12 protein-coding genes are annotated in these 12,387 nt (G+C 59.8%); 7 read left to right on the plus strand and 5 right to left on the minus strand.

Going from position 1 to position 12,387, the window contains the following annotated elements; all coding sequences use genetic code 11:
* Positions 1-30 precede the first annotated feature (30 nt).
* From NB231_RS09430 to NB231_RS09450, 5 genes are all read left to right on the plus strand, one after another.
* Positions 31-1,995 carry a putative bifunctional diguanylate cyclase/phosphodiesterase gene (locus NB231_RS09430; protein ID WP_005002118.1) on the plus strand — a complete coding sequence of 655 codons (1,965 nt, stop codon included), beginning with the start codon at positions 31-33 and terminating at the stop codon, positions 1,993-1,995.
* A 109-nt stretch (positions 1,996-2,104) separates the two neighbouring features.
* On the plus strand, positions 2,105-2,731 hold the full coding sequence (locus tag NB231_RS09435; RefSeq protein WP_005002120.1) for a cytochrome b/b6 domain-containing protein: 627 nt from the start codon (positions 2,105-2,107) through the stop codon (positions 2,729-2,731).
* Positions 2,724-3,020, plus strand: a complete 297-nt coding sequence (locus NB231_RS09440; RefSeq protein ID WP_040663714.1) for a PepSY domain-containing protein — start codon at positions 2,724-2,726, stop codon at positions 3,018-3,020. Before NB231_RS09435 ends, NB231_RS09440 begins: the two co-directional genes overlap by 8 nt.
* Position 3,021: 1 nt before the next feature.
* Positions 3,022-3,696, plus strand: a complete 675-nt coding sequence (locus tag NB231_RS09445; protein ID WP_005002123.1) for a response regulator transcription factor — start codon at positions 3,022-3,024, stop codon at positions 3,694-3,696.
* A gap of 17 nt (positions 3,697-3,713) precedes the next feature.
* The gene (locus NB231_RS09450; RefSeq protein ID WP_198007281.1) at positions 3,714-5,057 is read left to right on the plus strand and encodes a sensor histidine kinase; all 1,344 of its coding nucleotides are present in this window, start codon (positions 3,714-3,716) and stop codon (positions 5,055-5,057) included.
* Here the strand turns inward: NB231_RS09450 and NB231_RS09455 are convergent.
* On the minus strand, positions 5,054-5,356 hold the full coding sequence (locus NB231_RS09455) for a PepSY domain-containing protein (protein ID WP_005002127.1): 303 nt from the start codon (positions 5,354-5,356) through the stop codon (positions 5,054-5,056). The two genes, NB231_RS09450 and NB231_RS09455, sit on opposite strands and share 4 nt — an antisense overlap.
* 317 nt (positions 5,357-5,673) lie before the next feature.
* Here NB231_RS09455 and NB231_RS09460 point away from each other — a divergent pair, with 317 nt between their 5' ends.
* Complete coding sequence (locus NB231_RS09460; RefSeq protein WP_005002129.1) at positions 5,674-6,627, plus strand: IS5-like element ISNmo4 family transposase; 954 nt, start codon at positions 5,674-5,676, stop codon at positions 6,625-6,627.
* A 244-nt stretch (positions 6,628-6,871) separates the two neighbouring features.
* Positions 6,872-7,693 (plus strand): M48 family metallopeptidase, encoded by an 822-nt coding sequence (locus NB231_RS09465; RefSeq protein ID WP_005002138.1) that lies wholly within the window; start codon positions 6,872-6,874, stop codon positions 7,691-7,693.
* A 218-nt stretch (positions 7,694-7,911) separates the two neighbouring features.
* On the opposite strand, the gene purU is transcribed toward NB231_RS09465, so the two are convergent.
* The 4 genes from purU to rimK all read right to left on the minus strand — a co-directional run bounded on the left by purU (position 7,912) and on the right by rimK (position 12,378).
* Positions 7,912-8,784, minus strand: coding sequence for a formyltetrahydrofolate deformylase (gene purU / locus NB231_RS09470; RefSeq protein ID WP_005002140.1), 873 nt, complete (start codon positions 8,782-8,784; stop codon positions 7,912-7,914).
* A gap of 218 nt (positions 8,785-9,002) precedes the next feature.
* Positions 9,003-9,350, minus strand: coding sequence for a hypothetical protein (locus NB231_RS09475; protein ID WP_156776965.1), 348 nt, complete (start codon positions 9,348-9,350; stop codon positions 9,003-9,005).
* Between the two features lie 307 nt (positions 9,351-9,657).
* Positions 9,658-11,322 carry an energy-dependent translational throttle protein EttA gene (ettA, locus tag NB231_RS09480; protein WP_005002143.1) on the minus strand — a complete coding sequence of 555 codons (1,665 nt, stop codon included), beginning with the start codon at positions 11,320-11,322 and terminating at the stop codon, positions 9,658-9,660.
* Positions 11,323-11,472: 150 nt separating this feature from the next.
* Complete coding sequence (gene rimK / locus NB231_RS09485; RefSeq protein WP_005002145.1) at positions 11,473-12,378, minus strand: 30S ribosomal protein S6--L-glutamate ligase; 906 nt, start codon at positions 12,376-12,378, stop codon at positions 11,473-11,475.
* Positions 12,379-12,387 lie beyond the last annotated feature (9 nt).

Below are 12,387 nucleotides of genomic sequence, written 5' to 3' on the forward strand. Positions count from 1 at the left end.
GCAAGCATTTGAGTTTAGGACATGCAAAGGATGAACATCCATTCTCGCCTCATCAGCGCAATTGCCGTAGCAATAACAGCGGGGGTACTAGTAAGCCACGGCGTTTGGGAGCTCAGCGTGGCGAGCAAGCCCACCTCCAGCATAGGCGCGCTACTTGAGCTGTTCGTCGCCGTGGTGCTGGCGGCCTGGTCATGGTACCAGCTGCGTCATACGCAGCATGCTCTTCCCACAACTCGCGTATCCCTTCTGACACTTCCGGCCCCACGTCTGGGTTTCGCCTGGATCAACGTCAAGGCGCACACGCAACTCGATGAAAATCCCTGCTACCATGCCATGATCCTCGACAGCATGGCCGACGCCGTTTTCATCATCGATCATGGTTTTCGGATCCTGGACTGCAACCGAGCCGCCGAGGCCCTGCTCGGTCGAGATAACGCCGAGCTCAAGGGAATCGCTCTGAACCAACTGCTGCGGGCACAGCAGGTCGATACCCTGCTCAAAGCGATCGATACCACAGTCACGCATACCGGGCGCTGGCAAGGCGAACTCTGCTTTGGCAACAGCCAAGGCATCTTGACGGAAGCCATTTTCGTGCCGCTAATGGATAGCAGCACCAAGCGACAGGGCACACTGCTTGGCGTGGTACGGGACATCCGCGAGCGCAAGGCGGCCGAAACCCACCTCGGCTATGCAGCCAATTACGATCCGTTGACCGCACTGCCGAATCGATCGCTCTTCCGCGATCGACTCGATCAAGTCTTAGCCGACGCCAGTTGGCAGCGGCGACAAATAGCACTGCATCTCATCGATCTGGACAATTTCAAACTGATCAATGAGGGGCTCGGTCACGCGCAGGGCGATCAAGTTCTGCAGAGAATCGCACAGCGGCTCGGCGCGGCGGTGCATCGGAGTGATACCCTGGCCAGGGTCGGGGGCGACAAGTTCGCCCTCATACAAACGAGCCTGCACCGCGTCGAGCAGTCCGCTTTCCGCGCCCAACACCTACTGGATGTAGTCGAACCAACCCTGACCATAGCGGGTGAACGCGAGCTCAACGTCACCGCCAGCATCGGCATAGCCCTATACCCCGAGAACGGGCTCGCTACCGAGGAACTCACTCACAATGCCGAGCTCGCTCTCTCCCGCGCCAAGCTGGAGGGGCGTAATGCTTATTGCTTCTTCGTCCGCGGCATGGAAGAGGAAATGCGGGTGCGCTGCGCGCTCGAGCACGATTTGGGGCAGGCCTTAACGCACGATGAATTTCTGTTCCACTACCAGCCTCAGGTGGAACTGACGACTGGACGCGTAATCGGCTGCGAGGCATTGATTCGCTGGCACCACCCAAAGTATGGCCTGCTCTATCCGAGCCGATTCATCTCCATGGCGGAAGAGAGCGGCGCCATCATCCCTCTCGGCGAGTGGAGCTTGCGAGAAGTTTGCCGGCAACTCAAAGTCTGGCAACGGGAAGGGCTGCCGATCGGGCACATCGCCGTGAACCTTTCCGCCGTGCAGTTCCGCTACCCGGAGTTCGCCTCCCTAGTCGATCAGGTCTTGCGAGATGCCTCAGTCGACCCCGCCTGCCTGGAGCTCGAGGTCACCGAGTCGCTCGCCATGGAGAACCCCGAGCTAGCGGCTAGCCTTGTCGCTCAGCTCAAGCGGCTGGGCGTGAAACTGGCAATCGACGATTTCGGCGCCGGTTATTCATCACTGGGCTACCTGAAACGCTTCCCCGTACAAATGCTCAAGATCGACCGCTCCCTCATCGACGAGCTTGCTACCAACGGCTGCGACGCCGCGATAACTATAGCCGTCATCGAACTGGGCCATAGCCTCGACATGCACGTGCTGGCCGAGGGCATCGAGACCCGGGAGCAACTTGATTTTCTGCGCCGCCATCACTGCGATTTCGGCCAGGGCACCTCCTTTGCGGCCGCGATGCCGGCCGGCGAATTCGCGGCCTGCGTAAGGCGGTTCGCCGTAGGCGATCCGCTCTGAGCGCTGCCACCCAAAAGCGGTCGCCTACCCGTTCGAGCAGGGAAAATTAAGCTACGATTCATCGATGCCTCGTAGGCTTGTAGCCGACGACCGGCGTGGAAAAAAGCTTATGTCGCATGATAATCAAGTCAAAGTGTGGGATCCGGTGGTGCGGGTTTTTTACTGGACCCTGGTGGTCGCCTTTTTTGCGGCCTATTTCATCACCGACGACGACTTTCTGTGGCTGCATTCCTGGGCCGGCTATCTGATCCTCGCGCTGGTCGCGCTGCGGATCATCTGGGGCTTCGTTGGCACCCGCCATGCCCGGTTTGCGAACTTCGTTACTGAGCCATCGGAGTCGTTACGCTACTTATCGGAGGAAATCACGGGCCGGGCCAGCCGTTACCTCGGTCATAACCCCGCCGGGGCGGCGATGGTCATTGCCATCCTCGTGTTTCTCTTACTGGCTACGCTGTCGGGAATCGTTTTATATGCCGCCGACGACGGCACCGGGCCGTTGGCAGGTTGGATCGCGAAATCCGAAACTCTCGCAGCCCCCCTGGAGGACATCCATGAGTTATTCGCCAATTTGACCTTGGCGCTGGTCATCGTGCATACCGGCGGGGTTCTATTGAGCAGCGTGACCCACCGTGAAAACCTGATGGCCTTGATGTTCCATGGCTACAAGCGGCGTGAGGATGCGCCAGGGAGTCCTAGCGCAGAGGTTCAAGGAGAAGATGTTCGCGGTGATGCGTAACCGTTTCACAGGGCTTGCGCTCCTATTATTGGGTTCGCTGACGCACGCCGAGGAGCTGGATCAGGACGACGCCCGGCGTCTGCTGGAGGCCGGAGCAATCCGGCCTCTGAGCGTTATTCTGCAGACTGCCCAGGCTACGCGCCCCGGCCGCGTACTCGAGGTGGAGCTGGAGCGCGAGTCCGGGCAAGTCATCTACGAGGTGGAGGTAATCGACCGGCGCGGCCGCATCTGGGAGCTGCACATCGACGCGGCCACCGGCCGGCTACTCCGCACGGAGCGCGAGAAGTGACATGCTGATCCTGGTCGTGGAAGATGATTACGTGCTGGCTGAAGGTTTGCGACGGGACCTGAAGCGGGCCGGATTCGCGGTCGATCTGACCGGCAGCGCCGTGGATGCCGCGCATCTTGGCCGCGAAGCGCTCTACGATCTGATCGTGCTCGATCTCGGCCTGCCGGACGGCGCCGGCTTGGAGATGCTGCGCGGCTGGCGCGCGGCGGGCAATCCGATTCCCGTGCTCATCCTGACTGCACGGGATGCTTGGTATGAGCGGGTAGACGGCTTCAAAGCCGGTGCCGATGACTACCTAGGCAAGCCTTTTCATACTGAGGAACTGCTCGCTCGAGTGGGTGCATTGCTACGGCGGGCACACCGACAACAGCCCAGCGGACCGCTGCAAAGCGCCGGACTCGTGCTGGACGAGGAGGAGCAAAAGGTAATCCTTCCCGATCAGCAGCCGGTCCGGCTTACGGCAACGGAGTTTCGCCTGCTGCGCTATTTCATGCTCAATCCGCAGCGCCTGCTGTCGAAAGCACGGCTGACTGAACATGTTTACGCCGAGGATGGCGACCCGGACAGTAATGTGCTCGAGGTCTATGTCAATCGTCTGCGCCGTAAGCTCGGTTCGGATTATATCGAGACCCGCCGTGGCCAAGGTTATCGGTTCCGTGACCCAACCGCGGCATAGAGCCCAGAGGTATGAGTATGAGCGCGCCGCTCAGCCTCGAACGCCGCCTCGCCCGCCTGTTGCTGCTCAGCGTGGCGAGTCTGCTGCTGGTAGCCGTGCTGGCGACGGGCATCGGGATCGCCCGAATAACCCGAGACTTCGTGGTGACTCGGCTCATGCACGACCGCGACAATCTGATCGCCTCTTTACAGAGTGCGCGCTGCGCGCCGAACACCCTGCCGGTCATTTATCAAAAAGTCTACTCCGGTCATTACTATCAAATTGAGCACCCTGGCAAGCCTACGCTGCGTTCACGCTCGCTCTGGGACGCACGGCTGGCTCTGCCAGGGTTACAAGCAGGGCAAAATTGGCGGGGCTTTCTAGCGGGTCCAGACGACCAATATCTGCTGGTCTTGGTGACTGGAGTACTACAAGGCGGCGCCACGGTCCAAGTTGCGGTAGGCGAGGACGTCTCAGCGTTACGCAACACCCTCTTTGTAATCTACGGCGGCACCCTGGCAGCCGGAATTCTGCTCGCCTTAGGGCTTTGGCTATTGCAACGGCGGCTGCTGCGCAGTCTGCTGAACCCCTTATTCGAAGCCCGCGCTGACCTGACGCGCCTAGAATGTGGCGAGCTCACGCAACTTCCACAGGCGGGAATACCCATAGAGATTTTGCCGTTGGTCAACCACATCAATCGCCTGCTGGAAATCATGGGTCGGCGCCTGGCGCGCTCCCGAAGTGCGATCGGCGATCTCGCCCATGCGCTCAAAACGCCGCTGGCGGCTCTGGCGCAGCTAGAAGGCGAGCCTGCTATACGCCGCGATCCGCAGACGGCCGAGCAGCTGCGGCAGCATGTACAGCGACTGGACATGCTCATCGATTCCCAACTACGTCGTGCCCGCTTCGGTGGTGGCGGGGCTCCGGGAGTGAGCGTGCCGTTGCGGGAACAAATTGACGATCTCATCGCCACACTCCACCGTATCTACCGGGACAAACCTATCCAATGCACCGTCTCGGTAGCGCAATCCACGCGCTTCCCCGGGGATCGCGAGGATTTACTCAAGCTGCTGGGCGTGATCCTGGACAATGCCTTTAAATGGGCACGGGGGTACATCGCCATCCGCGCTGAACCCGGCCCCCCGTTGCAGATCTGGATCGCCGATGACGGGCCAGGTATCGCCGCGGAGGACGTCACCCGACTGGCCCGCCGTGGCCAGCGGCTGGATGAGTCCGCCCCCGGCAATGGTCTGGGGCTGGCGATCGCCAACGACATCGTTGCGCAATACGGAGGCCGCCTCGACATTACCCCACAGGGGTGTCTTGGCGGCCTCACGGTCTGTATCACGCTCCCTCGCGAAGCTCAGAGTCTAGCCGATTAGTCTTTATGAGGATGGCGTTCATCATGAACTGAAACCTTGTTACCGGCGCGATTAACATCAAACTCGCTCTCCCGGCCATCAACACCAAGAAACTCGACCTCATAGAGACCCTGCTGGCCGTCATCCTCGCGCTCGATCCCAAGGACTTTACCGCCATGGCGACTTTCAACCTCGTCGATCAATGCCTTGAGATCCGGCGCCTGCTCGAACACCTGAGCCTGCGCCGCCGGCGTCATGACTTCGTCATGGGTCATCGCGGCGACCAACAGCGTCGCGCCAAACAGCGCCGCAGCGCCCATTAAGGTAGTCAGTATTGCATTGACTCGTTTCGATATCATTAGCGTAATCTCATCGATTGCTTAAACACGGCATCAAGATTAAATGGACGAGCTGAATTCAAACTTAATCGCAGCTTCTTGGCACGACTGAGTCACCCGAATACACACGATGACTACGCCATAGCGCTGCCAACCCAACTGACAGGCGCTAATATGATCTGATATTGACTTTGAGAACGTATCTGGGATCACTCTGCGCTGTTACGCTATGGAGACTCTGAACTATTCCCGGCCACGCCAGTATAATTGCGGCATTGCCACGGACCCAGGCGGAACCGATGAAACAAACCACCTTTGCTTCGATGAGTTTTGCGGCCAAGAAGCGGCGCACGCGCCGGGAGAAGTTTCTCGCCGAGAGGGAGCAGGTGGTGCCTTGGGCAAAACTGGTGGCGCTCATTGAGCCGCACTACCCCAAGGCGGGCCGGCGTGGCCGCCCGCCGATGCCGCTTGAGTCGATGCTGCGTATTTATTTCATGCAGCAGTGGTACGCGCTCTCCGACCCGGCCATGGAGGATGCGCTCTATGAGATCGAGTCGATGCGCCGCTTCGCCGGGCTTGAGCTCATCGACGACGCGCTGCCCGACGAGACCACGATTTTGAAGTTTCGCCGCCTGCTGGAGCGCCACGGCCTGACTGCCCAGATGATGAACGTAATCCACGACGTGCTCGCCGAGCGCGGGGCGCTGCTCAAGGGCGGCACTATGGTCGATGCCACGATTGTGCACGCTCCGGCCTCGACGAAGAACAAGGCGCGCCGGCGCGACCCGCAGATGCACCAGACGCGGAAGGGCAATCAGTGGTATTTCGGCATGAAGATCCACGTGGGGGCCGATGTCAACAGCGGCCTTGCTCACACGGTTTCGGTGACTGCAGCCAACGCCTCGGACATCAGCCAATTGCCGCGCCTGCTGCGCGAGGACGACCGCGCGGTCTTTGGTGATAAGGGCTACGTCGATAACACCCTTAAGCGCGCGGCGCGCCGGGCGGGTGTCTACTGGGGCGTGTCCTTGAAGGCAAGCTCCAAGCACAAACTCACCGGTGCGAACAAGCGCACCAACCGCAAGCGCTCCTCGGTCCGTGCCCGGGTGGAGCACATTTTCCGGGTGATCAAGCGCCAATTCGGTTACACCAAGGTGCGCTACAAGGGGCTTGCCAAGAACGCCGCCCAGGTGTTCACGCTGATCGGCCTGACGAATCTGTATCTGGTGAGGAGGCAACTGATGACGAGCTGACAGGCAAACTGCGCCTGCTTGCTCCGAAAAGGGGTTCAGCGGCGCCAAACGGCCCCGTAAATCAGCACTCGGCGGCGGGAAACCGAGCATTTTTACCCTTCCTCTCGTCAGAGACGAATGCGTTTGACTTCAGCTCGAATAGTTCAGACGTTCCCTATGGAGATGCCGAAATGAAAACGCGCAGCAACTCACGATAAATAAAGTAACGAGGCAACCGTTGCAGCCGACCACAGCAATGAACAGGATGAGGATCACGACCCGCGGGACCGGCGCGCTCGTAATGGCTTGCAGTCTCTGGGTGACGGCATGCACCACCTCCCCGACCGGACGCAGCCAGCTCAAGCTGTTCCCGGAGCAACAAGTGGAGTCGATGGGGACGCAAGCCTATAAGGAAATGAAACAGAAGCAGCCCATCGCCGACGACCCGAGAGTGACGAGCTATGTGCGCTGCGTGGCCGATGCGATTACGCGAGTCTTGCCGGGGGAACACGGCAAAACCCACTGGGAAGTCACGGTGTTTCGCAGCGATCAGATCAACGCCTTCGCATTGCCGGGCGGTAAGATCGGCGTCTACAGCGGCTTGCTCAAAGTGGCGCAGACACCGGGGCAGCTCGCCACGGTGATCGGCCACGAAGTGGGTCATGTATTGGCCGGGCACGCCAATGAAAGGCTATCGACCAATGCTGCCACCCAAACCGGCCTGGACTTGCTCTCGATCTTCGTCGGCTCGGGGGGCTTTATAGAGCAACAGGGCCTGGCGCTGCTCGGCCTGGGCGCTCAGGTGGGTATCATCCTGCCGTTTAGCCGCACGCAGGAAAGCGAGGCCGATGAAATCGGCGCAGAGCTGATGGCGCAGGCCGGGTTCGATCCGCGGCAAGGCGTCGAATTATGGCAGAATATGAGTAAAGCAGGCGGCGATCAGCCACCGCAGTTCCTCTCCACCCATCCATCGCCGTCGAATCGTATCGAGGATTTGCGTGACCACATGCCCCGGGCAATGCGACTCTACGAGCGCGCCCAGTTCGACGGCCGCAATCCGGAGTGCACCCGCCCCGCCACCAAGTAGCTCGAAGACCGATAGGCTGCGCTCATGCAGCCGAGGTGCACTTGCGCCACGACTACGCGCAAGTGAACTCGATTTCGCAAAATAGCTTTTGCATCTTCATTCCAGCGTAAGTCGAAATGACGGAATTAGGGAACCATTCGAGGTTCTCCGCTAGCCATAGCGAGAGCCCACATCCCGTCCGGGTTAAGCCAGCCCGGTGACGCTTTGGTAGCGGGCGACTAATCGAAAATCACCGTGCGATTTTCATAGCAAAGTACCTTGCGCTGGATGTGCGCCCAAACGGCCCGTGCCAGAACCAGCTTCTCCAGGTCACGCCCTTTGCGGATCAGCTCCTCTACCGGATCACGATGGGTGATGTGCACCACATCCTGCGCGATGATTGGGCCGGCATCGAGCTCGGCGGTGGCATAGTGGCTGGTCGCGCCGATGATCTTGACGCCCCGGGCGTGCGCGTTGTGGTAGGGGCGCGCACCTGGGAAAGCGGGCAGGAAAGAGTGGTGGATATTGATAATGCGATTAGGATAATTGGCGATGAGTTGCGGACCGAGGATCTGCATATAGCGGGCGAGCACGATCAGATCGACCCGTTGCGCTCGTAATAACTCAAGTAACCTCTGCTCCTGATGCGCTTTGTTCTCCGGGGTAACCGGCAAGACGTGATAGGGCAAACCGAACTGCTCCGCCACGTCTCCCAAGTCTTCGTGATTGCTGATGAGCACGGGGATCTCCACACGCCACTCCCCGGATTGCCAGCGTGAGAGCAGGTCATAGAGACAATGAGGCAGCCTCGAGACCATGATGGCGATACGTGGGACCTCATCTGAAAACGAGAGTGTCCAATGCATTCCGAACCGTTGCCCGATCGCCTCGTCGAATGCCTTGTCAATCGCCTCGACGGCCACACGAAAACGCGCGAGCTCCCACTCGACACGCATAAAGAATATGCCGCGCCGCTCGTCCACGTGCTGATCGAGATAAACGATATTGCCCTCGTTACGGGCGATAAATTCACTGATAGCCGCCACTAACCCCTGCTGATCCGCACAGTGCATGAGCAGAATCGCTGTACGCTCGGTCGCCATGCCCGTCATGATGCCCCCCCAGTGCGTGCCCGCGTATAGAAAACATTAGCGGTTTATATCGGAGCGGGCATCGAGCCCGACCAGCTTATCGAGGTGAGCCGCATCGAGTTGCCAAGTGCATCGCAATAGCGCTCTGCGGGCAAGCCATCGCGAGTGTTGCAATAAATTAACACTACCCCGCGGGCCTCCGTGCGCGGCATTATCCACATACCGGCTGACGAAACGCTCTAAGGCTCCTGCGACAGCCGTAGAGCCTCCTCGCGGCTATAGAAACGCCCCCCGTAGAGAAATCCGGCAATCAATCCAGGCTTGGCTTCCAGCACGTGGCCGGCCTCATCGCGACTGACCACCAGCTCGTCCGGCAGTCCTTCGAGGCAGTGCACCGCAGCCAAGCGTCCATCGGCTTGACATGAGGGATAAACAATATTCGTATCAGGATCCAGAAAAGCCGGGCGGAAGCCGTCCGAGCGGTTGCCCTCACTGACGGCTTTCGTTCCTTGATAGCGCCGGTTGTCCTGCAACAGACGAACAAGACTCAAGGGATAGATGCGGCCTGCGTCTGATCTCACACTCATGATGCCACTCCCGTTGCGTCCCATGCCGCCTCGAACAAGCCACCCATTGGGGCTGGGTCGCGGCCTCTTTTAATCGATTGCCGCCGATCCAACCACCGTGGTGGACCCAAAAGCGACACCTCCAGCTGATACCAAGCACCATATATGCCAATCTTGGCTAAATAATTATATATTTATATTTCAAATACTTACAAAAACACTTTCAGAGAAGGTCGAAAAAGTGTTCAAGAATCCGACACTGCGCGTCACTCGAACTGGTCGATTGGGCAAGTGCCGACTCAACATCACACGCCAGGGATGCGATCAATCAGGCCAGCCGCCGGTATTTAAGCCGGTGCGGATTAACGGCTTCATCCCCGAGCCGCTGCCTTCGATCGCGCGCGTAGTCGGCATAGTTGCCCTCGAACCACTCCACTTGGCTGTCGCCCTCGAAGGCAAGGATGTGGGTGGCGATGCGATCGAGGAACCAGCGATCGTGCGAGATCACCAGGGCGCAGCCGGGGAAGGCCAACAGCGCTTCCTCCAATGCACGCAGGGTTTCCACGTCCAAATCGTTGGTGGGCTCGTCAAGTAGCAGTACATTACCGCCGCGTTTGAGCAGCGCGGCCAGGTGCACCCGGTTACGCTCACCTCCCGAGAGCTCTCCAATGCGCTTTTGCTGATCCGCGCCCTTGAAGTTGAAGCGGGCGACGTAAGCACGCGAGGGGACCGTGTAGCGCTGGATCTCGATAAGATCCTGGCCTCCCGAGATCTCCTCCCATACGGTCTTACCGTCGTCCAGGTGGTCGCGGCTCTGATCAACATAGGCCAGATCGACCGTCTCGCCAAGCCGGACTTCACCGGCATCGGGACGCTCCTGCCCCGTCAGTATCCGGAACAACGTCGTCTTACCGGCGCCGTTGGCGCCGATGATGCCGACAATAGCCCCCGGGGGAACCTTAAAGCTCAGATCATCGATCAACAGGCGCTCGCCGTAGCCCTTGACGAGGTGGTTGGCCTCGATCACGAGGTCGCCCAACCGTGGACCCGGCGGGATATAGATCTCGTTGGTCTCGTTGCGCTGCTGAAACTCCCGTGACTGCAACTCATCGAACTGCCGCAGACGGGCCTTGCTTTTGGCCTGCCGGCCTTTGGGGTTGCTACGCACCCATTCCAGCTCATGCTGGATCGTCTTGCGGTGCGCCGCCTCCGCACGCGCCTCTTGCGCCAATCGCGCCTCCTTCTGCACCAACCAGGAAGAGTAATTGCCCTTCCAGGGGATACCGTAGCCGCGATCGAGCTCCAAAATCCAACCGGCCACGTTGTCCAGGAAATAACGGTCATGGGTCACGGCAACCACCGTACCCGGGTACTCGGCCAGATAGCGCTCGAGCCAGGCAACCGATTCGGCATCCAAATGGTTGGTCGGCTCATCGAGCAATAGCATGTCGGGACCGGCGAGCAGCAATTGGCAGAGTGCCACCCGGCGCCGCTCACCACCCGAGAGGTTAGCAATCTCGGCCTCCCATGGGGGCAACCGCAACGCATCGGCGGCCTGTTCAAGCTTGCGCTCCAGATCCCATGCGCCGGCGGCCTCGATCTGGTCCTGCAGATGGGCCTGCTCGGTCAGCAAAGCATCGAAATCGGCATCCGGCTCCGCGAACCGAGCACTGACCTCATTGAACCGGTCCAGCAGCGCTTTGATCTCGGCCACGCCGTCCTCGACGTTGCCGCGCACGTCCTTGCTCGCATCGAGCTCCGGTTCTTGAGGCAAGAAACCGATTTTGATTCCCGGTTGCGGCCGCGCTTCGCCTTCGAAATCACGCTCGACGCCAGCCATGATGCGCAACAGCGTGGACTTGCCGGCGCCGTTCAGCCCGAGCACACCGATTTTGGCGCCCGGAAAGAAGGATAACGAAATATCGCGCAGTATTTGCCGTTTTGGGGGGACGAGCTTGCCCACCCGATTCATGGTAAAGATGTACTGTGCCATGGTGCCTCGAAACGATGGGTACCCAAACCGACGATTCCGCCCGCACCGATGTGTCTTGGTGCGGCTATAGATCACCTACCGCCGGAGAGACGCCGCATTCTATCGAACTCAGCGTACGTTAACCATTGCCAGGTAGGAGTGAGCAGGTCATTAACCACGCCCCCGGGTGCGAGTCTTGCCCGCGCGGGCGTGCTTTTCGATGAACTGGATGATGGCCGCGGCAATGTCCTTACCAGTGGCCCGCTCAATGCCCTCTAAACCGGGAGATGAGTTCACCTCCAACACAACGGAACCATGGTTGGAGCGCATAATGTCCACACCCGCGACGTTGAGCCCCATGATTTTGGCCGCGCGGACCGCACTCGAGCGCTCCTCGGGGGTGATGCGAACGCTCGAGACTTGGCCGCCACGGTGGACGTTCGAGCGAAACTCGCCTTCCTTGGCTTGGCGCATCATAGACGCCACCACCTTATCGCCCACCACGAAGCAGCGGATATCGGAGCCGCCGGCCTCCTGGATGAACTCTTGAGTCAGAAAATAGGCATTGAGCCCATGAAAAGCATCGATCACGCTTTCGGCCGCCTTGTTGGTCTCCGCCAGCACCACCCCCATGCCCTGCGTGCCCTCGAGCAGTTTGATCACCAGCGGAGCACCGCCGACGAGGTTGATCAGATCCTCATTGTCATCCGGCGAGAAGGCGAAGCCGGTGACCGGCAGGCCAATACCCCGCCGTGCCAGCAGCTGCAGCGAGCGCAACTTATCGCGGGAGCGGCTGATGGCCACCGACTCGTTGAGGGGAAAGACGCCCATCATTTCGAATTGGCGCAGCACGGCGGCGCCGTAAAAGGTAATAGAGGCCCCGATGCGCGGAATGACCGCATCCACGGATTTTAGGATTTCGCCCCGATAATGGACCTCCGGGCGGTGCGCGCTGACTTTGACGTAACACCGCAAAGGATCGATCACCCGGACGCTATGCCCTCGCTCGCGTGCGGCCTCGACGATCCGGCAGGTGGAGTAGAGCTTGGTGCTGCGAGAGAGGACGATGATGTTCATGCTTTTTCT

It is taken from the genome of Nitrococcus mobilis Nb-231 (genome assembly GCF_000153205.1).
Taxonomy (GTDB): Bacteria; Pseudomonadota; Gammaproteobacteria; order Nitrococcales; family Nitrococcaceae; genus Nitrococcus; species Nitrococcus mobilis.